Source organism: Xanthomonas sp. NCPPB 3218, assembly GCF_056725185.1.
The window spans coordinates 2,151,436-2,173,189 of record NZ_CM161516.1; the positions used below are offsets into that span (position 1 = coordinate 2,151,436).

Consider the following 21,754-nt stretch of genomic DNA (forward strand, 5'->3'; position numbering starts at 1 on the left):
TCCGAAATTGTTGATGCCAACATCCGCACCACTTGCGCCTATGGGCGCGCGCGCTCGCTGGTCGCATCGGTCCTGCTGGCCGCCGCGTTTCAGACGGTATCGCCCGCCAGGCTGCGCAGCGCCGCGTAATCCAGGATCTGCACCAGATGCAGCTGCGGCAGCGCGATCAGCTGCTGTTGCCGCAGCTTGGTGAAGGTGCGGCTCACCGTTTCCACGGTCAGCCCGAGGTGGTCGGCGATATCGCTGCGGCTCATCGGCAGGGCGACGGTGTCGCCGCTGGCGCCGGGCTGGGTGGAGCGGGCGGCCAGTCGCAGCAGGAAGTGCGCCAGCCGTTCGCCCGGTTGCAGGCGCGCCAGCAGCAGGCCGGTGTCCTGCGCGGCGGCCAGCTCCATGCTGGCACGCTGCAGCAGCTTGCGTTCCAGCTGCGGGTAGCGCTCGCGCAACTGGCGCATCTGTGCCAGCGGCGTGCGGCAGACCCGGCTGTCGATGATGGCTTCGATATCGTGGCGGTGCTGCGGTGTTTCGGTCAGCCCCACGTAATCGCCCGGCAGCACGAAGCCGGTGACCTGGCGGCGGCCGTCGGCCAGCGTGCGCACCATGCGCAGCGCACCGGAGGTCAGCGTATAGACGTGGTGGCGGGTGTCGCCGGCGCGCACCAGGGTGCTGCCGGGCGCGTACGACTGGGCGCTGGTGGCCTGGTCGAGTGCGTCCATTTCCTGCGGCGACAGCGCCGCGCAGATGGCCCGGCCGCGGACCGCACACTGTGCGCAGTCGGAGCCGCGCGCATCGGTGCGCGTGGCCGCGCCGGGCGCCGGGCAGGTCGTGCTGGGGTCTGGAAGCTGCCGGTACATGAGTCACGCACTGCTGGAATGCGTGTGAATGATACGCCATGCGGTCAGCGCGGCCGGCAGCCGGTAGAATTGCGCGTTCGCCACATTGCCCTGCAGGAGTTTCGCTCGTGATCAAGCCCCGTACGCCGCCCGGCATCATGGAATTGCTGCCGCGCGAGCAGATCGCGTTCCAGCGCATGCTGGACGTCATCCGCCGCAACTACGAGCGGTTCGGGTTCCTGCCGGTCGAAACCCCGGTGTTCGAGCTGTCCGATGTGTTGCTGACCAAGTCCGGCGGCGAGACCGAGCGCCAGGTCTACTTCGTGCAGTCCACCGGCGCGCTGGCCAATGCCGCCGCGGCGGCAGACGAGGGCGGCGAGGGCGGCCTGCCGGAGCTGGCACTGCGTTTCGACCTGACCGTGCCGCTGGCCCGCTACGTGGCTGAGCACGAGCACGACTTGAGCTTCCCGTTCCGCCGCTACCAGATGCAGCGCGTGTATCGCGGCGAGCGTGCCCAGCGCGGGCGGTTCCGCGAGTTCTACCAGTGCGACATCGACGTGATCGGCAAAGATGCGTTGAGCATCCGCTACGACGCCGAAGTGCTGGCGGTGATCCACGCGGTGTTCGCCGAGCTGGGCATCGGCGCGTTCAAGGTGCAGTTGAACAACCGCAAGCTGCTGCGCGGCTTCTTCGAAAGCCTGGGCGTGGCCGAGGGCGAGCTGCAGCTGGCGGTGTTGCGCGAGGTCGACAAGATTGACAAGCGCGGCGCCGATTACGTGCGCGACACGCTGGTGGGCGAAGGCTTCGGCATCGCCGCCGCGCAGGTCGACAAGATCCTGGCCTTCGTGGCGGTGCGCTCGAACGGGCATGCCGATGCGCTGGCGCAGCTGCAGGCGCTGGAGGCCTCGGTCGCTGCGAGCGCGACGCTGGGCGAGGGCATCGCCGAGCTGCGCGAGGTGCTGGAACTGGTCAAGGCGCTGGGCGTGCCCGAGAGCGCGTACTGCCTGAACTTCTCGATCGCGCGCGGGCTGGACTACTACACCGGCACGGTCTACGAGACCACGCTGACCGACCACCCGCAGATCGGCTCGATCTGCTCCGGCGGCCGTTACGAAAGCCTGGCCAGCCACTACACCAAGTCCAAGTTGCCCGGCGTTGGCATCTCGATCGGCCTGACCCGGCTGTTCTGGCAGCTGCGCGAGGCCGGCCTGATCCAGGGCATCGCCGAGAGCAGCGTGCACGCGATGGTGGCGCTGATGGACGAGTCGCGCCTGGACGATGCGCTGGATATCGCGCGTCGGCTGCGTATCGGCGGCATCAATACCGAAGTGCAGATGGAGCCGAAGAAGATCGGCAAGCAGTTCCAGTACGCCGCACGCGCGGGCATCCGCTTCGTGGTGCTGGCCGGCGACGACGAGCTGGCGCGCGGGGTGGTGGCGGTCAAGGACCTGGTGCGCGAGCAGCAGTTCGACGTGGCCCGCGACGAGCTGGCCAGCACCTTGCTGGTGGAGCTGGAGCAGGCCAGGGCGATGCTGGTGGCCGGTAACGCCACCGGCGATTGACGCCTCCGGAAGCAGTGCGATGGCGCCGCCAGGTTGTTAAAGCCGGTCAGCAGCGCTCACCCCTGCCAAAGCATGCACAGGCCCACTGGCACCTCGGTGTCGGTGGGTTTGTCGTTTCTGGTCCGCCGCCACGGTCCGGGACTTCTCTGAACGCTTCGCCCGTCGGGCTTGTCTTGGGGCCTGCCTTTGCGTTAATGTACTAACACGCTATTACATTAACGCAATGAAACAACGACCTGCCTCCCGCGAAAGTGCCGATGCCGCCGCCTCCCTCAAGATGCTGGCCGATGCGCTGGCGTGCCTGAAGGAGCCCGGTGCGGTCGAGGCCTTTCTGCGCGACCTGTGCACGCCCGCCGAGCTGGAGGCCATGTCCGACCGCTGGCGGGTGGTGCCCTTGTTGATCAAGGGCGTGCCGTATCGCGAAATCCACGAGCTGACCCAGGTCAGCGTGACCACCATCGGGCGCGTTGCGCGCACCCTGGAACATGGCGCCGGCGGCTATGCCGAGGCCCTGCGCGAGCAATCGTCGCGCCCTGTCGAATCCCACTGAGAGAACAAGATGAGTGCTTCCACGGCAGCACCGGCACGTGACCGGTTGCGTATCGCCATCCAGAAGAGCGGCCGCCTGGCCGAACCGGCGCGCAGCCTGCTGGCGGCCTGCGGGCTGAGCTGGCGGCAGAGCCGCGACAAGCTGTTCTGCTACGGCGAATCGCTGCCGGTGGACCTGCTGCTGGTGCGCGATGACGACATCCCCGGCCTGATCGCCGATGGCGTCTGCGATCTGGGCATCGTCGGCCAGAACGAACTCGAAGAGCAGGCATCCGAGCGACGCCGCAACGGCCTGCCGGCCGCGTATCACGCGGTGCGCGGAGTCGGTTTCGGCCAGTGCCGGTTGATGCTCGCGGTGCCGGAAGAGTGGGACTGGCAGGGCGTGGCGCAACTGGCCGGCAAGCGCATCGCCACCAGCTACCCGTCAATCCTGGCCGACTGGCTGGAGCGCCAGGGTATCGACGCGGCGGTGGTGGAGCTGTCCGGCTCGGTGGAGATCGCCCCGCGCCTGGGCACCGCCGATCTGATCTGCGATCTGGTTTCCAGCGGCGCCACCCTGGCCGCCAACCAGCTCAAGCCGGTCGAGCTGGTGATGGAGAGCGAAGCAGTGTTGGCCGGTGCGGTGCGCGAGCCGGCCGACGCACGCGCCGCGCTGCTGGCGATGCTGCTGCGGCGCATGGACGGTGTGCTCAAGCTGCGCGACAGCAAGCTGCTGATGTTCCGCGCTGAACACGGCAACGTGGATGCGCTGCGCCGTCTGCTGCCCGATGCAGAGCCGCTGGTGCAGCTGCCCGACGATGGCAATGGCGCGTTGCGCCTGCAGACCATGTGTCATGGCGCGGTGACCTGGCAACGCTTGGAAGAACTCGAACGCGCAGGTGCGCAAGGTCTGATGGTGTTGACGGTGGAGCGCTCGCTGGCATGAATATTCTCGATTGGTCGCAACTGGACGCCGCTGCACGGACGCAGGCATTGACCCGCCCGGTGCAGACCGTGGCTACACAGACGCGCGACGCGGTGGCTGCATTGATTGCCGATGTGCGTGCACGCGGCGATACCGCCTTGCGCGAGATCACCGCGCGTTTCGATGGCGTGGCGCTGGACAGCTTTGCCGTGAGCGAGGCCGAGTTCGCTGCCGCCGAAGCGGCCGTGGCGCCGGAACTGCGTCAGGCCATGCAGGATGCGGTGGCGCGCATCGACACCTTCCACCGCGCCGGCATGAGCGAGGGGTATGCGGTGGAGACCGCGCCGGGCGTGGTGTGCGAAAAGATAGTGCGGCCGATCGGCCGGGTCGGCCTGTACGTGCCGGCCGGCAGTGCGCCGTTGCCGTCGACTGCGTTGATGCTGGGCGTGCCGGCCCGTCTGGCCGGATGCCGCGAGGTGGTGTTGTGCACGCCGCCACGCAAGGACGGCAGCGTGGATCCGGCGGTGCTGGTCGCCGCGCAGCTGACCGGCGTGCGCCGGGTGTTCAAGCTCGGCGGTGCGCAGGCGATTGCGGCAATGGCGTATGGCAGCGAATCGGTTCCGAGTTGCGACAAGCTGTTCGGCCCGGGCAACAGCTTCGTCACCGAGGCCAAGCAGCAGGTGGCGCAGTCCGGCGCGGCGGCCATCGACATGCCGGCCGGTCCGTCCGAAGTGCTGGTGATCGCCGATGCCGGTGCGCAGCCGGCCTTCGTTGCCGCCGATCTGCTGTCGCAGGCCGAACACGGCCCGGATTCGCAGGTGCTGCTGCTGTCCGACAGCGATGCGCTGATCGCGGCGGTGCAGGTGGAACTGGACACCCAGCTGGCGCAACTGTCGCGCGCCGGGATCGCACGCCAGGCGCTGGCGCAATCGCGCCTGATCAAGGTGCAGACCCTGGACGAGGCGTTTGCGATCAGCAACCGCTATGCACCGGAACATTTGATTCTCGCGCTGCGCGAGCCGCGTGCGTGGCTGAGCCAAGTCGAAGCGGCCGGCTCGGTGTTTCTCGGCGATTACACGCCCGAAGCGTTGGGCGATTACTGCAGCGGCACCAACCATGTGTTGCCGACCAGCGGCGCGGCGCGCGCCTACAGCGGCGTGAGCGTGGCCAGCTTCCAGAATATGGTCAGCGTGCAGGCCGCCAGCAAGGCCGGCATCGACGGCATCGGCGCATGCGCGCTGATTCTGGCGCGCGCCGAAGGCCTGGATGCGCACGCCAATGCAGTGGCATTGCGCATGGGAGTGGCAGCATGAGCACGTCATCGATTCTGGATCTGGTGCGCGAGGATTTGCGTGCGTTCGCCGGCTATTCGTCGGCACGCACCAGCGCTTTGCAGGGCGATGTGTGGCTCAACGCCAACGAGTCGGCTTGGGGCAATCCGGCCGACCCCGGCGCAAGCACGCGGCGCTACCCGGATCCGCAACCCAAGGGTTTGCGCAGCGCACTGGCGGCGCTGTACGGCTGCGCGCCCGAGCAGCTGTTGATCGGCCGCGGCAGTGACGAGGCGATCGATCTGCTGGTGCGCGGCCTGTGCGCCCCTGGGCGCGATGCGGTGGTGGTGACGCCGCCGGTGTTCGGCATGTACGCGGTGTGCGCACGCCTGCAGAACGCACCCCTGGTCGAGGTGCCGCTGGTGGACGGGCCTGCGGGTTTCCACGCGGATATCCCGGCGATCGTCGCGGCAGCGCTGGCCTCGCAGGCCAAGCTGGTGTTCCTGTGTTCGCCGTCCAACCCGGCCGGCTCGGCGATTGCCCTGGACGAGATCGAAACCGCCGTGCAGGCCCTGCAGGGCAAGGCGCTGGTGGTGGTCGACGAAGCCTACGGCGAATTCTCCGATGTGCCATCGGCTGTGAGCCTGCTGGCGCGCTACGACAATCTGGCGGTATTGCGCACGTTGTCCAAGGCGCATGCGCTGGCAGCGGCGCGCATCGGCAGCCTGATCGCCAACGCCGAGCTGATCGCCCTGCTGCGGCGCTGCCAGGCGCCGTACCCGGTGCCGACGCCGTGCGCGGCAATGGCCGAGCAGGCCTTGTCGGCGCCTGCGCTGGAGGTCACGCGTCGGCGCATCGCCGAGGTGCGCAGCGAGCGCACGCGCGTGCACCAGGCGCTCGAGCAGCTTGCCGGTGTGCGTCAGGTGTATCCCTCGCAGGGCAACTTCTTGCTGGTGCGCTTCGACGATGCCGAAGCGGCATTCCAGGCGCTGCTGGAGGCTGGTGTGGTGGTACGCGACCAACGCGCGGTTGCGCAGCTGTCCGACGCGCTGCGCATCACCCTGGGCACGCCCGAACAGAACGAGCGCGTGCTGAGCGCGCTGCAACGCAAGCAGGAGGCCGCCGCATGACCCCGATTCTTTTCGTCGACCGCGACGGCACGCTGATCACCGAGCCGGCCGATTACCAGATCGACGCCTACGAAAAACTGCGCCTGGTCGACAACGTGATTCCGGCGATGCTCAAGTTGCGCGATGCCGGCTATCAGTTCGTCATCGTCAGCAACCAGGACGGGCTGGGCAGCGACAGCTATCCGCGCGCGTCCTTCGATGGCCCCAACAACCTGATGCTGCAGATCTTCGCCAGCCAGGGCATCGTGTTCCGCGAAGTGTTGATCGACTGCAGCTGGCCGGCCGACAACGCGCCCACACGCAAACCCGGGGTCGGCCTGATGGTGCCTTACCTGCAGGACCGCACGATCGACTGGGCACGCTCGGCAATGGTGGGCGACCGCATCACCGACATCCAGTTCGCGCAGAACCTCAATATCCGTTGCTTCCAGCTGCGCACCGACGAGTTTGGTGGCGAGTGGGACTGGCCCGGCATCGCACACGAGCTGGCCGATGCGCCAAGGCGTGCGGTGGTTCAACGCAACACCAAGGAAACAAAGATCCGCGTCGAACTGGATCTGGACCGTGTGGCCGAGCCGAAGACCGCCACCGGCCTGCCGTTCTTCGATCACATGCTGGAACAGATCGGCAAACACGGCGGTTTTGCGCTGGACATCCGCGCTGAAGGCGACCTGCACATCGACGAGCACCACACCATCGAAGACACCGGTCTGGCGCTGGGCCAAGCCTTGCGCGAAGCGCTGGGCGACAAGCGCGGCATCGGCCGTTACGGCTTCGATCCCGACGACAGCCCGTGGCGCGTGGCCGGCGACACCGCGCAGCATGGCTTCACGCTGCCGATGGACGAAACCATCGCCAGTGCCGCGCTGGATTTCAGTGGCCGGCCGTACTTCGTGTTCGAAGGCGAGTTCAAACGCGAGCGCGTGGGCGATATGCCGACCGAACTGGTGCCGCATTTCTTCCGCTCGATCTGCGATGCCTCGGGTTTGAACCTGCACCTGAGCGTGCGCGGTGAGAACGATCACCACAAGGTCGAAGCCTGCTTCAAGGCCCTGGCGCGTGCGTTGCGCCAGGCGATCCGTCGCGAAGGCACCGCGTTGCCCACCACCAAGGGTGCGCTATGACCGATGTCGCGTTGATCGATGCCGGCGGCGCCAACCTGGGCTCGGTGCGCTACGCGTTGGAGCGGCTGGGCGTGGAAGCGCGCCTGGTACGTGATGCAGCCGGGTTGCAGGGCGCGCAGCGGGTGATCCTGCCTGGCGTCGGCGCTGCGCCCGAAGCGATGTCGCGCCTGCGCGCACAGGGCCTGGTCGAGCCGTTGCGACAACTGCAGGTGCCGCTGATCGGCATCTGCTTAGGGATGCAGTTGCTGTTCGAGCATTCCGAAGAAGGCGATGTCGATTGCCTGGGTCTGCTGCCGGGCATCGTGCGTCACATGACGCCGGCGCTCGGCATTCGCGTACCGCATATGGGCTGGAATCAGCTGGTGCCGATGCGCGCGTCCGCGCTGCTGGACGGACTGCCGGAGCGTGCCAGTGCGTATTTCGTGCATGGTTACGCCGCGCCGGTGACGGCCGACACCGTGGCCGCCTGCGATCACGGTGGCCTGTTCACAGCGGTGGTGCAGCAAGGCCTGCGCTGCGGCGCGCAGTTCCACCCCGAGCGTTCGGCCGAGACCGGTGCACGCATCCTGCGCAATTTTCTCGAGATGAGCTTCCCATGAGTTTCACCGTTTACCCGGCCCTGGATATCCGCAACGGCCGCGTGGTGCGCCTGCTGCAAGGCGACTACGCACGCGAGACGCAGTACGGCGACGATGTGCTGCCGCGCGCGCAGGCGTTTGCCGATGCCGGCGCGCGGTGGATGCATCTGGTCGATCTGGATGCGGCAAAGGCCGGTGGTTACACGCTGGCCACCACGCTGGGCGAGATTGCACGTGCCACCGGCTTGCGGGTGCAGACCGGTGGTGGCGTTCGCTCACGCGCCGATGTGGCGCGTATCCTCGATGCTGGCGCCGCACGCGTGGTGATCGGCTCGTTGGCAGTGCGCCAGCCCGACAGCGTTATCGAATGGCTGCAGGAATTTGGCGCCGATCGGCTGACCATCGCGCTGGACACGCGCCAGGACGCCGACGGCGTATGGCAGTTGCCGGTGCACGGCTGGACCGAGCCCGCCGAGGCCACGCTGGATCAGTTGGCCGTACGTTACGCGCAGGCCGGCCTGCAGCATCTGCTGTGCACCGACATCGCGCGCGACGGCATGCTGTCCGGCCCGAACATGGATTTGTACGCGCACCTGCGCACGCTGGCGCCGCAGTTGCAGGTGCAGGTGTCCGGCGGTGCGCGCAACCTGGCCGATGTCGCGGCCGCCAAGGCTGCCGGCTGCGCCGGTATCGTGCTCGGCAAGGCCTTGCTGGAAGGGCATCTGGCGTTGAAGGAGGCACTGGCATGCTGAGCCGCCGTATCATTCCGTGCCTGGACGTGCGCGACGGGCGCGTGGTCAAGGGCGTCAAGTTCCGCGACCACATCGACATGGGCGACATCGTCGAACTGGCGCTGCGCTACCGCGACCAGGGCGCAGACGAACTGGTGTTCTACGACATCGGTGCCAGCCCGGAAGGGCGCTCGGTCGACTACACCTGGGTCGAGCGGGTGGCGCGGTTGATCGATATCCCGTTCTGCGTGGCCGGTGGCATCGGTAATGTCGAAACCGCGCGCGCGGTGCTGCATGCCGGTGCCGACAAGATTTCGATCAACTCGCCGGCGCTTGGCCGCCCGCAGTTGATCTCCGAGCTGGCCGATGCCTTCGGCGTGCAGTGCGTGGTGGTCGGTGTCGACTCGATTCGTGAGGACGATGGGCAGTGGAGGGTGCGTCGCTATACCGGCGACCCGAGCAAGACCCAGGCCTTGCCGATGCGCACGCTGGACTGGGTGGCCGAAGCGCAGCGCCTGGGTGCCGGCGAGATCGTGCTCAACTGCATGGACAACGACGGCGTGCGGCGCGGCTACGACATCGCGCAATTGCGTCAGGTGCGTGCACTTTGCAGCGTGCCGTTGATCGCCTCCGGCGGTGCTGGCGAAATGCAGCATTTTGCCGACGTGTTCGACCAGGCCGATGTCGATGGCGCGCTGGCGGCCAGCGTGTTTCACAGCGGCGCGATTCCGATCCCGGCACTCAAGCAATTTTTGCGCGCGCAACAGATCGAGGTACGTGATGGGCAGTAACGAGACGGCAGCGGGCGACGCGCTCGCCGCGCTGGACTGGAGCAAGGGCGAGGGCCTGTTGCCGGTGGTCGTGCAGGACGCCGACAACCTGCGCGTGCTGATGCTGGGCTACATGAACGCCGAAGCGCTGGCGGTGACGCAGCAGCGTGGCGAAGTGACCTTCTTCAGCCGCAGCAAGCAGCGCCTGTGGACCAAGGGCGAGAGCTCGGGCAACGTGTTGCGGGTGGTGTCGATCGAGACCGATTGCGATGCCGACACGCTGCTGGTACAGGCACGCCCGCACGGGCCGACCTGCCATCTGGGCCGCACCAGCTGTTTCCCGGGCGCGCCTGGCCAGTTCCTCGGCAGCCTGGACGCCTTGATCGCCAGGCGCGAGCAGGAGCGCCCGCATGGCAGCTACACCACCAAGCTGTTCGAGCAGGGCATCCGCCGCATTGCGCAGAAGGTGGGCGAGGAGGGCGTGGAAACCGCGCTGGCCGGCGTGGTGCAGGGCGATGCCGAGTTGCTCGGCGAGTCTGCCGATCTGCTGTATCACCTGATCGTGCTGCTGCGCGCGCGCGGCCTGGGCCTGGGCGATGCGGTGGCGCTATTGGAGTCGCGGCACAAGTAACGTAGTCATGTAGGAGCGCACCCGGGCGCGACGGGCGTTATCGGTAATGCCCGTCGCGCCCGGGTGCGCTCCTACGGGGCACGTGTCGGCGTGTCTTTCGCGCCGTGTGCCTGGCGAGGGCGGGTACAATTTCCGCTGATCTTCGCGCGGGAAAACGCATGCAGCTTCGCTTCGCTCTGTTGGTCCTGGGTGTGCTCGCGGGAAGCGCGTACGCGCGCGATGCCGTGGTCGATGGCACCGTCTACGAAGAACGCGACGGGCGTGCCGGGCGCAGCGCCGATGAGCCCGGCATTGCCGATGTAGCGGTCTCCAACGGCGAGCAACTGGTGCGTACCGACGTGCAAGGCCGCTATCGCCTGCCGGTGCGTGACGGGCAGACGGTGTTCGTGATCAAACCGGGCGAGCGCAGCTTCGTGCCAGCCGCCGACGGACTGCCGGGTTTCTGGCGTCACTACGCGCCCAAGGGCTCGGCCAAGCGCGAATACCCGGGCATCGCCGCAACCGGGCGCAATACGCAGCACTGGGATTTTGCGCTGACCCCGCGCGCCAGTGCCGGCAAGGAAGGCTTCCAGATGCTGGTGTTTGCCGACAGCCAGACCGCCAGCCTGACCGACGTGGGCTACTACCAGCGCGACATCGTGGCACCGATCGTCGGCAAGACCTCGGCCAGGCTGGGCACCACGCTGGGCGATATCGTCAGCGACGATCTGAGCCTGTACCCGGCCCTTAACAAGGTGACCACCCAGCTCGGCGTGCCGTGGTTCCATGTGCCGGGCAATCACGATCTCAACGTCGACGCGGGCGACGATGCGCATTCGCTCGACAGCTGGCGTGCCGTCTATGGCCCGGACACCTATGCGGTGGAAGAGGCCAACGCCAGCTTCGTGTTCCTGGACGATGTGATCTATACGCCAGGCGGCAAACCGGCTTATGTGGGCGGCCTGCGCGAGGATCAGTTCGCGTTCCTGCAGGCCTATCTGGCGCAGCTGCCGCGCGAGCGGCTGCTGGTGCTGGGCATGCATATTCCGTTGTTCGACGCGGCGCCGGGGCAGGAGACCTTTCGGCATGCCGATCGTCGCCGCCTGTTCGCCTTGTTGAAGGATTTTCCGCATGTGCTGGTGCTCAGCGCACACAGCCATACCCAGCGACAGGTCGATCACGGCGCCGACGAAGGTTGGCAGGGCGCCCGCCCGCTGCACGAATACAACGTCGGCGCGGCCTGCGGGGCGTTCTGGTCCGGTGCCAAGGACGCCGACGGCATTCCCGACGCGACGATGAGCGACGGCACGCCGAACGGGTACGCGGTGCTGCAGGTCGCGCCCGGCGGCGACTACACGCTGGCCTATCACGTGGCGCGTTCGGTCGATGATGCGCAACTGCTGCTGCACGCGCCCAAGGTGCTGCGCCAGGGTGCGTATGCGGCCTGGGGGATCTACGCCAATGTCTTCATGGGCCAGGACGACACCCTTGTCGAGATGCGCATCGACAATGGCGCATGGCAGCCGATGAAGCGGGTGGAGCGCGCCGATCCGCGCCTGCTGGCCGAGAACGTGCGCGACGATGCGGCCGAGCAATTGCGCGGCTACGACCGCTCGCCCGAGGCCACGCCGTCCACGCATCTATGGCGTGGTGCGTTGCCGACCACGCTGGAAGTGGGCGAGCACGCGGTGGATGTACGCGCATCGCTGCCGACCGGGCAGTACAGCGCACGCACGGTGTATCGCTTGCAGCGCGCCGATCCTTGATAGGGAGGCGTGCGTGGTGCCGGGGGTTCCTGGGTGGAGCCCGTCGCGCATCAATGCGCTCCTACGGTGATTGGTTGTTGGTTCGTTCGACGCTTGAACCCTATTGCCGGAAACACAAACGCCTCCACGAGGGAGGCGTTTTGGGACCCGGGCTGGCAGGCGATGGCGCGCTGGCGGGGATCGATGCTGGCTGGCGTGAGCTGGCTGGCCGGGCGAGTGTAGCGAGGCTGCGCCAGCGCTGACGAAATGAGAATTAGTCTCAGCGCGTGGCAATCTTCATGGCGTTGCGGGTGCCGGCACGGGCGCCGGTTTGCGCGGGCTGGCCGGTGCGGCCGGCACCTTGACCTTGGTCGGGTTGTCCAGCGACCTGCTATCGGGATCGGCTTCCGGATCCTGGTCCTGACCGGCATCCGGAGCGGTCTCCAGCGGCGGATACGGGTAGGCCACGGCCGGGCCTACCTGTAGTCCCGCACGCCAGCGTGCCAGCACCGGCGCGATGCGCTTGCCGAGTGATTGCTGCGGCAACGACGGCAGTTCGCCTTCCTGCTTCTCGCGCGCGGTGATCGCTGTCCTGGCCATATCGAACGCGGCCAGCGGGTCGTCGCTGCGGTTCATCGCATCGATCAGCCAGGCCTGGCCGAAGTAGGTTGCATTGGAGGTGTTGCCGCAGCCGAACGAGGGCCGGTCGGCGCGCGCGGCGGTGAGGATCAGCGTGTCCGGCGAACGCAGCGCCGGAATGAAGCCACCCGAGTAGCACGCCGACAGCACGATGATGCGATTGCCGATGCCAGCATCGTCCAATGCCTGGCGCAGATCCTGCGGGCTGATGAAGTCTTCCTCGTCCTGGTCCACCTGCACGTACAGCGTGTGGTCTTCGGTGCCATGGGTGGTGACGAACAGCAGCAGCGCGTCTTCCTTGCGATCCATGCGCTTGCCGATTGCGGCGAGCGTGTCGTACAGGTTGTCGTAGGTCGCCAGCGGAGCGTATGGTTGCTCGCCCAGATTGTCTGGGTTGTTGACCAGCGTCACCACGCGGCCGCGCGCAGCGAAGCGTTGTTCGAACAGCTGCCTGAGGTAGAGCGTCTCGTTGCGAAACACATCGTCGCTGGCATCGCCGGCGAAGCCGACCACATACAGGTCGGTCACCCCAGGACGCTGTGGCTGCAGCGCGTTCAATGCCTGCGCAAGCGCCGCCTGGTCGACCGGGTCGACCTCATCCTTGCCTGCCGCCGCCTGCTTGGGCAGTGCGGCACCGGCATCGGGATGACAGCCGGCCATCAAGGCCACGATGACGATCAACAAGGAGAGTCGCCGCAGCAAGGCGTTCGGTCCAAAGGGGGAATGCAGCGACATGACGAACGCCGAGGTCTGGGAGGACGGGTGGAGCGCCTGGGCGCAGTGATCGCAACGCAGGCCATGACGTTGCACAACGTCCATCGATCCGCTTCAAGCACATCTTGCAGAACACGTTGCCTGCAGCAGGCCTGCCAAGTCTCGCCACTGCGCAGCGACAAGGTCGGCTGAGCCACGCCTGCAACAGCGCCGCGAGCCTGCCGTCAGGCGGGTGCGCACGGCGCGCTTGAACCGCAATGCATCAGGAGCGCATGCAAGGTCGGGTAACGACTGCGCTCACCCCAGGGTAAGCGCAGCAGGCTTGCCGACCGCGCCTACAGCGCCAGCTCGGTGAAACTTTCCACGCGCTGGTGGCTGCCGATCTCGTCGGCCGAGCGTGGGGTGGGGTAATCCTCGCGACGGTCCAGCAACGCGGTACGCATGCCGGCACGCTTGGCGGCGTCCAGCTCTTCGATCACGTCCGACAGGAACAGGATTTCGCCCGGCGGCACACCGATGCGTTCGGCGATGCGGCGGTAGCTGGCGCTCTCGCGCTTGGGGCCGACTTCGGTATCGAACCAGTCGGTGACCAGCGCGCTCAGGTCGCCGGCATCGCTATGGGCGAAGAACAGCTTCTGCGCCGGCACCGAGCCGGACGAATACACGTACAGCGGAATGCCGGCCGCATGCCAGGCCTGCAGCTGGATCGCCGCATCGGCATAGATGTGCGCGGTGAAGTCGGCGGTCTTGTAGCCGTCGCTCCAGATCATTCCTTGCAGCGCCTTGAGTGCGGTGTGCTTGCGATCCTCGTCGATCCAGGTCTGCAGGGTGCTGACCAGGACTTCGTCCGGCACGTCCTCGCCGATCTCGTCGGCTACCTGGTTGAGCCAGTGCCGCACCTGCGGGTGACCGCCGTGCTCCTGCACGTAGGCCGGCATGGCGCGGCGCGCATACGGAAACAACACGTCCTTGACGAACGAGATGCTGCTGGTGGTGCCTTCGATATCGGTGAGGATCGCTTGCGGTCGTGTCATCGTCAGCTGGCCTTTGGAGGTTTCTCGGGGGCGTAGCGGGGGAATTGTTGGGCGATTTCGGTGCCGGTGAAGTGGCCGACCCAGCCATCGGGCTCGGTGAAGAAGCGGATCGCCACGAAGTGCGGCTCCGGCCCCATGTCGAACCAGTGCAGGGTGCTGTCGGGCACGGCGATCAGATCGTCCTTCACGCATTCGATCTCGTAGACCTTGTTGTCCACGTGCAGCGTGAACTGGCCCGAGCCGGCGACGAAGAAGCGCACCTCGTCTTCCTTGTGGAAGTGCTCGTCCAGGAACTTGGCACGCATTTCCTCGCGCTTGGGATTGTCCGGCGCGATGCTGACCACATCGACGGTCTTCAGCCCGTGCTCGGCGCTGAGCCGCTCGATATCCTCGCGGTAGGCTGCCATCACCTGCTCGGGTGATGCGCCCGGCTCGATCGGCTGATTGGCTTTCCAGCGCTCGAAGGTCACGCCGATCTTGCTCAGCTCGGCGGCAATCTGCTCGCCGTCGCGGCTATCGAGCTGCGGCAGGTTGGGATCGGAATCGTTATAGATGCGAAGTCGGCTCATGGCGATCTGGCTCACAAGGAAGGGGGGAGGTGGCGAGGACTCAGCGCGGGCCGCGCAGCTTCAGCAGTTCGAGTTCGCAATGCAGCAGGAATTCGAAGGCCTCCAGGTGACGGCGCGCCTCGGCCATGTTGCGGCCCCAGGCATACAGACCGTGTCCTTCGATGAGATACCCCCACAGGCTCTGTTTGTCCAGCAGGGCCTCGACCTGCGCGGCCAGCACCTGCATGTCCTGCGTATTGGCGAACACCGGCACGTCCACTGCCGTTTCATGTGTGGTGTTGCCTTCGAAGGCTTTCAACAGCTCATAGCCCTCCAGCCGGATCATGCCGCTGCCGGCGTACAGCCGCGAGGCAATGGTCTGCACCGGCGAATGCGTGTGCAGCACGCAGCCGATCTCGGGGAAGCGGCGATACAGCTGGGTGTGCAGCAGCGTTTCCGCAGACGGACGCAACGGACGGCCAACCGCCAGGCCATCGAAGTCCACCACCATGATGTCTTCTTCGACCAGGCGGCCCTTGTCGCGGCCGGACACGGTGATCGCCGCGTGCTGTTCGTCCAGGCGATGGGAGAAATTGCTGCTGGTGGCCGGCGTCCAGCCGGCCTGGGCCAGTTCGCGGATATTGCCGATCAGCAGGTGCGCCAGCTCGTGCAGACGCGCGGCGCTATAGGGCAGGGGGGCAGTGGTCGCATTCATGGACCTATTCTACTGCCCCGCCGGATTACGGTCAGGTGCAGCGCAGCAGGGTTTTGTTCCCGCCACACCCGTACCCAGATCGGCCGACAAAACGTGAGGAGCGCGCGCCTGGCAGTGAGCGCGGTGGTTTCGTCAGTCGTCTGTTGTTGGATGCAGTCAGAAACCCATGTCAAATGCCTGGTTGGTCGAAGGCGCGGTGCCCTCACCACTTGCGGGACACGCCGTGAATCCGTCCATGGAGGCTCCTTGGCGGCATCCATGCCGCCAAGGGTCCCGCAACCGGCGAGGACACCGCACCAGGAAGCTGGTCGGTGGTCGCATGAGAAGCCGCTTGTCGCCCCCGTGTCGCACCTCGAGCCAGCGCACCAGTATCGAACAACGCGCATCACGCACTGCGCTTACTGCTCTTCACTGTGCACACCGATCATCCCGACAGGTCCTTGCCCGCCCACCGTCGCGGGACCTTACGCGGCATGGATGCCGCGTAAGCGCCTACAGGGACGTACTTGCGGCGTGTCCCGCGAGGGTGGGCGGGCAAGGGCCCTGCAGCCAAGCCGCAGATCAGCGCCCACCAACCAAGCTACAGATCAGCCCCCTGCAGCGAAGGCCCGAATCATCGCTCCGCCATGGACGACCGGTGCGCAGGCATTAACCTACTGGTGTACTCAGCGACCGTCGCGCAGACGGCTGTGGCGGTAACCGTAGCCGAAATAGACCACCAGCCCGACCAGCGTCCACACCCCCATCAGCATCCAGTTGTGCAGGGTCATCGCCGACAGCAGGGCCAGGCAGCTCAACACGCCGGCGCTGCAGATCAGCCAGGCCACCGGCATGCGAAACGGACGCGGCAGTTCCGGGTGGGTACGGCGCAGGATCAGCACGCCGGCGCACACCGCGGCGAAGGCGATCAGCGTGCCCATCGAGGTCAGCTCGCCCAGCACATCCAGCGGGAACACTGCCGCCAGCAGGGCGATGCCCACGCCGGTGATCACGGTATTGACGTGCGGGGTGCGGTACTTGGGATGGATGCGGGTGAAGATCGACGGCAGCAGCCCGTCGCGCGCGATGATCATGAAGATGCGCGGCTGGCCGATGATCATCACCAGCACCACCGACGACAGCCCGATCAGCGCGCCGACTTCCACCACCACGCGCAACCAGGCCAGCTGCGGATGCGCCGCCACCGCGGTCACCACCGGCTCGTCGGTGCCGAGCAGGGTGTAGGGCACCAGGCCGGTCATCACCGCCGCCATGGCGATGTAGAGCACGGTGCAGATGACCAGCGACAGGATCATGCCGATCGGCAGGTCGCGTTGCGGGCGGTGCGATTCCTGTGCCGCCACCGACACCGCCTCGAAGCCGATATAGGCGAAGAACACCATCGCCGCGCCGCGCAGCACGCCTTCCATGCCGTACTTGCCCGGACCTTCGTTGGCCGGAATGAACGGGTGCCAGTTGGCGGTATCCACGTACTTCCAGCCCACCGCGATCACCAGCAGGATCAGCCCGGTCTTGAGGATCACCATCGCCATGTTCATCGCCGACGACTTGCGGATGCCCACGTAGCACAGCCAGGTCAGCAGCAGCACGATACCGGCGGCAGGCAGGTTGGCGATCGCGCCGGTGCGCTGCAGCTTGCCGTCCAGCGGCGCGCTGACCAGGGCGGCCGGCAGGTGGATGTTGAAATGCTCCAGCAGGCTGAGGAAATAGCCGGTCCAGCTGACCGCCACCGCCGAGGCGGAGACGCCGTACTCCAGCACCAGCATCCAGCCGATGAACCAGGCCGCCAGTTCGCCGAAGGTGGCGTAGGTATAGGTGTAGGCGCTGCCGGACACTGGCACCATCGCCGCGAACTCGGCGTAGGCCATTGCGCAGAACGCGCAGCACACCGCGGCCAGCACGAACGACAGCATGATCGCCGGGCCGGCATGGTCGGCCGCGGCCTGGCCGGTGATGACGAAGATGCCGCCGCCGATCACCGCCCCGATGCCCAGGGCGGTCAGCCCCCACGGCCCGAGTGCGCGTTGCAGGCCCAGCCCGTCGGCCGCCTCGTGGCTGGCGTGCGGGTGCTTGGTGGCCCAGAGTTGCTTGAACATGCAGCGGTTCCTGTTGAATCCCTGCACATGGCGGTGCGGGCGTGTGCGAGATGTGCGGGCTGTTGCGAGGGACTCGCAATCAAACCTTACGGGCCAGCCGGCTATGGCGAATGCCATAGCCGAAATAGATGACCAGGCCGATCACGGTCCAGCCCACGAACACCTTCCAGTGTTCCTGGAAGGCCTGGAAGAACAGGAACAGGCAGGCCAGCGCGCCCAGCGGACAGATCAGCATCGCCAGCGGCACCCGGAACGGGCGCGGCAGATCCGGCTTGGTGAAACGCAGCACCATCACCCCGGCGCACACGGTGGCAAAGGCGAGCAGGGTGCCCATCGACACCAGCTCGCCCAGCACGCTGAGCGGGATCAACCCTGCCAGCAACGCCGCGACCACGCCGACGAAGATCGTGCCGACATAGGGGGTATGGAACTTCGGATGCACCTTGCCGAACAGTCGGGGCATCAACCCGTCCTTGGCCATGGTGTAGAAGATGCGCGGCTGCGCCATCAGCATCACCAGCACCACCGAGGACAGGCCGGCGATCGCGCCGATCTCCACCGCGGTCTTGAGCCAGGTCAGTTGCGGGTGCGCTTCCAGCGCGGTGGCTACCGGCTTGGCGGTGCCGAGCTGGGTATAGGGCAGCAGGCCGGTCAGCACCGCGCAGACGATGATGTAGATGACGGTGCAGACCGCCAGCGATACCAGAATGCCGATCGGCATGTTCTTCTGCGGATCCTTGGTCTCGCCAGCGGAGGTGGAGACCGCGTCAAAGCCGATATACGAGAAGAACACGATGGACGCGGCGCGGAACACGCCGTCCCAGCCGAACTGGCCCGGCCCGGTGTTCTCCGGGATGAAGGGATGCCAGTTGGCCGGGTCGATGTAGGCGATACCGAAGCCGACGAACAGGCAGATCACCACCACCTTGATCGCCACCACGATGGCGTTGGCGAACGCCGACTGGGTGACGCCCACGTAGCACAGCATGCTCACCGCAGCCACGATCAGCACGGCCGGCAGGTTGATGAGGTTGCCGGAGCTGACAAAGTTGTGGCCGTCCCAGGCCAGTGGCGCGCCGGCCAGCTCGGCCGGGAACGGCAATCCAAGCGTTCCGGTCAGGAAACTGATCAGGTAGGCGGACCAGCCGACCGCAACGCTGGAGCCGGCGAACAGGTATTCCAGCACCAGGCACCAGCCGATGAACCAGGCGATGCCCTCGCCGAGGGTGGCATATGAATATGAGTAGGCGCTGCCGGAGACCGGCATCATCGCCGCGAACTCCGCGTAGCACAGGCCGGCGAACGCACAGGCGATGCCGGCGAACACGAACGACAGCATCACCGCCGGGCCGGCATGGTTGGCAGCGGCCTGGCCGGTCAACACGAAGATGCCGGCGCCGATCACCGCACCGATTCCCAACATGATCAGGTGCTTGGCGGTCAGGGTGCGTTGCAGGGTGGCTTCGCCTTGCAGGCTGCCTTCGACCGGTTCGCCCCCGTCGACATGTCCAGCGGGCTCGATCGGTTTGACCCTCAACAGAGACTTCAGCATTCGGTACATCCCTAAGTGGCAACTAAGGCGCGCGCGCCTGGGCGAAGGTGGTGCGCCGCGTCCCGGTGGGACAGGCAAGCGGCCTACCTTGCCAAAGCTACACGCTCACGACAAGCGCGTACGCAGCATGAATGGCGATAATGGCCGCCTGGCCCGCAACGGGCGACCGGGAACGACAGATGGTGGATGCAACCCTGCAACAGCGATTGGCCGACTACCGCGCACGCTGGCCGGACGAAGCGGGGCTGGCCGAGCAGTTCGCTCAGCTGCTGGACGATGCCACCAACCCGTTCCTGCGCGAGCGTGTCGAAGGTCATTTCACCGGCTCGGCGTGGGTGGTCAGCGCCGATGGCACGCGCACGTTGCTGACCCATCACCGCAAGCTGCAACGCTGGCTGCAGCTGGGCGGGCACGCCGACGGCGACCGCGACCTGGCGCAGGTGGCCCTGCGCGAGGCGCAGGAGGAATCCGGATTGAGCGGCCTGTGCCTGGCTGACGCGGCCATTTTCGACCTGGACCGGCACTGGATTCCCGAGCGCGGCGAGGTGGCCGGGCACTGGCATTACGACGCGCGCTATGTGGTGGTGGCTGGAGCGGACGAGGCATTCGAAGTCAGCGAGGAATCGCTGGCCCTGGCGTGGCGCCCGGTCGCCGAGCTGCTTGCCGATCCGCAGCTGGATCCGTCGATGCGGCGCATGGCCGAGAAGTGGGTGGCGCGCGCGCGTTGAGCAGCTTGTTAGAGCCCCTTTTGTCGGGGCGATAAGGCACTGCTTGCGCGCCACTGGCGCGCGCGCCGCAAGCGCAGGCACTGCGCTTGTTAGTTGCCGGCTTCGGTGGGTGGCAGCAGCGCGGCCGGCGATCGGCTGCCCGGCTCGGTCAGACATCCTGTCTGACTCGCCGCCGCGGCACATCCCTGTGCCGCTCTCCGCCAATCCCCGGCCACGCTGCTGCCTCGGCCATTCGCTGTCATGGCCTTGGAAGCAGTGGGTGAGTGATGAGACGTTTTTTCGTGCTCAGGTCTGCGAAAGCCCCTCTCCCGTCGAGACGAGCATGCACAGCTTGCGCGCCGCCTTTGATCGCCCGCGCCGCAAGCGCGGGAGGGCCGCGGAGCGGAGGTTCGGGGTGAGGGAACGGGTGGCTAGAGTTTTCGAGTCACCCGTACCCTCATCCGGCCCTTCGGGTCACCTTCTCCCGTTGGGAGAAGGGGGCACGTCAGTACAACGTCCGCTCAGTACAAAATGCGCGTCCGCAAGGTCCCTTCGATCAAGGCCAGGCCTTCCTTCAACGCGGTGGCCTGCGCCTCGCTGGCGCTGACGTCGATCACCACGTAGCCGACCTTGGGATCGGTGCGCAGGAACTGGCCGTCGATGTTGACGTTGTGGCGCGAGAACAGTTCGTTGATCTTGGACAGCACACCCGGCACGTTGCGGTGGATATGCAGCAGACGCAGGCTGTCGGGGTGCTCGGGCAGGGTGACCTCTGGGAAGTTCACCGCCGACAGGGTGCTGCCGTTGTCGCTGTAGCGCACCAGCTTGGCGGCCACTTCGATGCCGATATTGTCCTGCGCTTCCAGCGTGCTGCCACCCACGTGCGGAGTCAGGATCACGTTGTCGTGTGCGGTCAACTTTGATTCGAACGCATCGCCATTGCCCTTGGGCTCGATCGGGAACACGTCCACCGCCGCGCCGCCGATCTGGCCCGAGCTCAGCGCCGCGTCCAGTGCGTCGATGTCGATCACGGTACCGCGCGAGGCATTGATCAGATGCGCGCCGTGCTTCATGCGCGCGATCTCCGCCGCGCCGATCATGTCCTTGGTCGACGGCGTCTCCGGCACATGCAGGGTCACCACGTCCGCGCGTGCCAGCAGGTCGTCCAGATCGATCGCCGCGCGCGCGTTGCCCAGCGACAGCTTGGTTTCGATGTCGTGGAAGATCACCTGCATGCCCAGCGACTCGGCCAGCACGCCGACCTGGGTGCCGATATGCCCGTAACCGACGATGCCCAGCACCTTGCCGCGCGTTTCGTGGCTGCCGGCAGCCGACTTGGACCACCCGCCGCGATGGCACTCGGCGTTCTTCTGCGGGATGCCGCGCAACAGCAGGATCGCCTCGGCGATGACCAGCTCGGCTACGCTGCGGGTATTGGAGTAGGGCGCGTTGAACACCGGGATGCCGGCCAGCTCGGCCGCGTCCAGATCGACCTGGTTGGTGCCGATGCAGAAGCAGCCCACTGCGATCAGCCGCTTGGCATGCACCAGCACCTCGGCGCTCAACTGCGTGCGCGAGCGGATGCCGACGATATGCGCCTCGGCGATGCGCGCGATGAGCTCGTCTTCCGGCAACGACTTGGCGTGCAGTTCGATCTGCGAATAACCGGCGGCGCGGAACACATCCACGGCCGTCTGGCTGATGCCTTCCAGTAACAGGACGCGGATGTCCTGCTTGGGAAACGAGGTTCTCTTCGGCGACATGGGGGAGCGCATTGCAGCAATCGGGTCGGCAACTATGCCAGATGGGCCGCGCGATGGGGCGCCCGCAACGCAGTGTTTGCGAAGGCGAAGTCCTTGCGGTGCAACGGTTTCAGCTGAATCCAACGCCATGGCGGCGCCACGCCGTGCAACTGGACGCGCCTGGCGCGCACTGGCACGCTGTG

The 21,754-nt window shown here is 66.6% G+C and carries 20 protein-coding genes; 12 read left to right on the plus strand and 8 right to left on the minus strand.

Translation table 11 applies throughout. The features are described from left to right. Positions 1-89: 89 nt before the first annotated feature. Positions 90-713 carry a Crp/Fnr family transcriptional regulator gene (locus AC1PLS_RS09525; RefSeq protein ID WP_054592468.1) on the minus strand — a complete coding sequence of 208 codons (624 nt, stop codon included), beginning with the start codon at positions 711-713 and terminating at the stop codon, positions 90-92. A gap of 245 nt (positions 714-958) precedes the next feature. Between AC1PLS_RS09525 and hisS the strand changes: the two genes are divergently transcribed. From hisS to AC1PLS_RS09580, 11 genes are all read left to right on the plus strand, one after another. Beyond that, positions 959-2,392, plus strand: coding sequence for a histidine--tRNA ligase (gene hisS / locus AC1PLS_RS09530; protein ID WP_104542015.1), 1,434 nt, complete (start codon positions 959-961; stop codon positions 2,390-2,392). Between the two features lie 223 nt (positions 2,393-2,615). Beyond that, complete coding sequence (locus AC1PLS_RS09535) at positions 2,616-2,942, plus strand: YerC/YecD family TrpR-related protein (RefSeq protein WP_102252027.1); 327 nt, start codon at positions 2,616-2,618, stop codon at positions 2,940-2,942. Positions 2,943-2,951: 9 nt separating this feature from the next. Further along, a complete protein-coding gene (gene hisG / locus AC1PLS_RS09540; protein ID WP_024937748.1) occupies positions 2,952-3,866 on the plus strand; it encodes an ATP phosphoribosyltransferase in 915 nt (304 codons plus the stop codon). After that, complete coding sequence (gene hisD, locus AC1PLS_RS09545) at positions 3,863-5,158, plus strand: histidinol dehydrogenase (protein ID WP_184434663.1); 1,296 nt, start codon at positions 3,863-3,865, stop codon at positions 5,156-5,158. Before hisG ends, hisD begins: the two co-directional genes overlap by 4 nt. Further along, positions 5,155-6,246, plus strand: coding sequence for a histidinol-phosphate transaminase (gene hisC / locus AC1PLS_RS09550; RefSeq protein WP_184434660.1), 1,092 nt, complete (start codon positions 5,155-5,157; stop codon positions 6,244-6,246). The genes hisD and hisC overlap by 4 nt, the downstream gene beginning before the upstream one ends. After that, complete coding sequence (hisB, locus tag AC1PLS_RS09555; RefSeq protein WP_184434657.1) at positions 6,243-7,370, plus strand: bifunctional histidinol-phosphatase/imidazoleglycerol-phosphate dehydratase HisB; 1,128 nt, start codon at positions 6,243-6,245, stop codon at positions 7,368-7,370. The genes hisC and hisB overlap by 4 nt, the downstream gene beginning before the upstream one ends. Further along, positions 7,367-7,969, plus strand: a complete 603-nt coding sequence (gene hisH, locus AC1PLS_RS09560; protein WP_039521347.1) for an imidazole glycerol phosphate synthase subunit HisH — start codon at positions 7,367-7,369, stop codon at positions 7,967-7,969. The genes hisB and hisH overlap by 4 nt, the downstream gene beginning before the upstream one ends. Beyond that, positions 7,966-8,700 (plus strand): 1-(5-phosphoribosyl)-5-[(5-phosphoribosylamino)methylideneamino]imidazole-4-carboxamide isomerase, encoded by a 735-nt coding sequence (gene hisA / locus AC1PLS_RS09565; RefSeq protein WP_184380239.1) that lies wholly within the window; start codon positions 7,966-7,968, stop codon positions 8,698-8,700. The genes hisH and hisA overlap by 4 nt, the downstream gene beginning before the upstream one ends. Continuing rightward, a complete protein-coding gene (gene hisF, locus AC1PLS_RS09570) occupies positions 8,694-9,470 on the plus strand; it encodes an imidazole glycerol phosphate synthase subunit HisF (RefSeq protein WP_046342440.1) in 777 nt (258 codons plus the stop codon). The genes hisA and hisF overlap by 7 nt, the downstream gene beginning before the upstream one ends. Further along, positions 9,460-10,080, plus strand: coding sequence for a bifunctional phosphoribosyl-AMP cyclohydrolase/phosphoribosyl-ATP diphosphatase HisIE (gene hisIE / locus AC1PLS_RS09575; RefSeq protein ID WP_046342441.1), 621 nt, complete (start codon positions 9,460-9,462; stop codon positions 10,078-10,080). Before hisF ends, hisIE begins: the two co-directional genes overlap by 11 nt. A gap of 158 nt (positions 10,081-10,238) precedes the next feature. Beyond that, positions 10,239-11,825, plus strand: a complete 1,587-nt coding sequence (locus tag AC1PLS_RS09580) for a calcineurin-like phosphoesterase C-terminal domain-containing protein (protein ID WP_481104418.1) — start codon at positions 10,239-10,241, stop codon at positions 11,823-11,825. 276 nt (positions 11,826-12,101) lie between these two features. On the opposite strand, the gene AC1PLS_RS09585 is transcribed toward AC1PLS_RS09580, so the two are convergent. The 6 genes from AC1PLS_RS09585 to AC1PLS_RS09610 form a co-directional block, all read right to left on the minus strand. Continuing rightward, positions 12,102-13,178 (minus strand): C13 family peptidase, encoded by a 1,077-nt coding sequence (locus AC1PLS_RS09585; RefSeq protein WP_481104419.1) that lies wholly within the window; start codon positions 13,176-13,178, stop codon positions 12,102-12,104. A 314-nt stretch (positions 13,179-13,492) separates the two neighbouring features. Further along, entirely contained in the window at positions 13,493-14,191 is a 699-nt protein-coding gene (mtnC, locus tag AC1PLS_RS09590) for an acireductone synthase (RefSeq protein ID WP_046342443.1), read from the minus strand. A gap of 2 nt (positions 14,192-14,193) precedes the next feature. Further along, the gene (locus tag AC1PLS_RS09595; protein WP_481104420.1) at positions 14,194-14,760 is read right to left on the minus strand and encodes a 1,2-dihydroxy-3-keto-5-methylthiopentene dioxygenase; all 567 of its coding nucleotides are present in this window, start codon (positions 14,758-14,760) and stop codon (positions 14,194-14,196) included. Positions 14,761-14,800: 40 nt separating this feature from the next. Then, on the minus strand, positions 14,801-15,454 hold the full coding sequence (locus tag AC1PLS_RS09600; RefSeq protein ID WP_016904399.1) for a methylthioribulose 1-phosphate dehydratase: 654 nt from the start codon (positions 15,452-15,454) through the stop codon (positions 14,801-14,803). A gap of 665 nt (positions 15,455-16,119) precedes the next feature. Continuing rightward, positions 16,120-17,550, minus strand: coding sequence for an amino acid permease (locus tag AC1PLS_RS09605; protein WP_016904398.1), 1,431 nt, complete (start codon positions 17,548-17,550; stop codon positions 16,120-16,122). 79 nt (positions 17,551-17,629) lie between these two features. Further along, complete coding sequence (locus AC1PLS_RS09610) at positions 17,630-19,102, minus strand: amino acid permease (protein ID WP_054592451.1); 1,473 nt, start codon at positions 19,100-19,102, stop codon at positions 17,630-17,632. A 140-nt stretch (positions 19,103-19,242) separates the two neighbouring features. Here AC1PLS_RS09610 and AC1PLS_RS09615 point away from each other — a divergent pair, with 140 nt between their 5' ends. Then, positions 19,243-19,830, plus strand: coding sequence for an NUDIX hydrolase (locus tag AC1PLS_RS09615; protein ID WP_184434648.1), 588 nt, complete (start codon positions 19,243-19,245; stop codon positions 19,828-19,830). Positions 19,831-20,330: 500 nt separating this feature from the next. On the opposite strand, the gene serA is transcribed toward AC1PLS_RS09615, so the two are convergent. Beyond that, positions 20,331-21,572, minus strand: coding sequence for a phosphoglycerate dehydrogenase (gene serA / locus AC1PLS_RS09620; RefSeq protein WP_481104421.1), 1,242 nt, complete (start codon positions 21,570-21,572; stop codon positions 20,331-20,333). Between the last annotated feature and the right edge of the window lie 182 nt (positions 21,573-21,754).

What these genes read in the sequence shown, in the direction of transcription:
- hisC (WP_184434660.1), top strand. Translation starts at nt 5,155, where the DNA reads ATGAGCACGTCATCGATTCTGGATCTGGTGCGCGAGGATTTGCGTGCG.
- hisG (WP_024937748.1), top strand. Translation starts at nt 2,952, where the DNA reads ATGAGTGCTTCCACGGCAGCACCGGCACGTGACCGGTTGCGTATCGCC.
- hisB (WP_184434657.1), top strand. Translation starts at nt 6,243, where the DNA reads ATGACCCCGATTCTTTTCGTCGACCGCGACGGCACGCTGATCACCGAG.
- AC1PLS_RS09580 (WP_481104418.1), top strand. Translation starts at nt 10,239, where the DNA reads ATGCAGCTTCGCTTCGCTCTGTTGGTCCTGGGTGTGCTCGCGGGAAGC.
- AC1PLS_RS09525 (WP_054592468.1), bottom strand. Translation starts at nt 713, where the DNA reads ATGGACGCACTCGACCAGGCCACCAGCGCCCAGTCGTACGCGCCCGGC.
- hisD (WP_184434663.1), top strand. Translation starts at nt 3,863, where the DNA reads ATGAATATTCTCGATTGGTCGCAACTGGACGCCGCTGCACGGACGCAG.
- AC1PLS_RS09610 (WP_054592451.1), bottom strand. Translation starts at nt 19,102, where the DNA reads ATGCTGAAGTCTCTGTTGAGGGTCAAACCGATCGAGCCCGCTGGACAT.
- AC1PLS_RS09600 (WP_016904399.1), bottom strand. Translation starts at nt 15,454, where the DNA reads ATGAATGCGACCACTGCCCCCCTGCCCTATAGCGCCGCGCGTCTGCAC.
- mtnC (WP_046342443.1), bottom strand. Translation starts at nt 14,191, where the DNA reads ATGACACGACCGCAAGCGATCCTCACCGATATCGAAGGCACCACCAGC.
- hisF (WP_046342440.1), top strand. Translation starts at nt 8,694, where the DNA reads ATGCTGAGCCGCCGTATCATTCCGTGCCTGGACGTGCGCGACGGGCGC.
- AC1PLS_RS09605 (WP_016904398.1), bottom strand. Translation starts at nt 17,550, where the DNA reads ATGTTCAAGCAACTCTGGGCCACCAAGCACCCGCACGCCAGCCACGAG.
- AC1PLS_RS09595 (WP_481104420.1), bottom strand. Translation starts at nt 14,760, where the DNA reads ATGAGCCGACTTCGCATCTATAACGATTCCGATCCCAACCTGCCGCAG.
- hisA (WP_184380239.1), top strand. Translation starts at nt 7,966, where the DNA reads ATGAGTTTCACCGTTTACCCGGCCCTGGATATCCGCAACGGCCGCGTG.
- hisIE (WP_046342441.1), top strand. Translation starts at nt 9,460, where the DNA reads ATGGGCAGTAACGAGACGGCAGCGGGCGACGCGCTCGCCGCGCTGGAC.
- AC1PLS_RS09615 (WP_184434648.1), top strand. Translation starts at nt 19,243, where the DNA reads ATGGCCGCCTGGCCCGCAACGGGCGACCGGGAACGACAGATGGTGGAT.
- hisH (WP_039521347.1), top strand. Translation starts at nt 7,367, where the DNA reads ATGACCGATGTCGCGTTGATCGATGCCGGCGGCGCCAACCTGGGCTCG.
- AC1PLS_RS09535 (WP_102252027.1), top strand. Translation starts at nt 2,616, where the DNA reads ATGAAACAACGACCTGCCTCCCGCGAAAGTGCCGATGCCGCCGCCTCC.
- serA (WP_481104421.1), bottom strand. Translation starts at nt 21,572, where the DNA reads ATGTCGCCGAAGAGAACCTCGTTTCCCAAGCAGGACATCCGCGTCCTG.
- AC1PLS_RS09585 (WP_481104419.1), bottom strand. Translation starts at nt 13,178, where the DNA reads ATGTCGCTGCATTCCCCCTTTGGACCGAACGCCTTGCTGCGGCGACTC.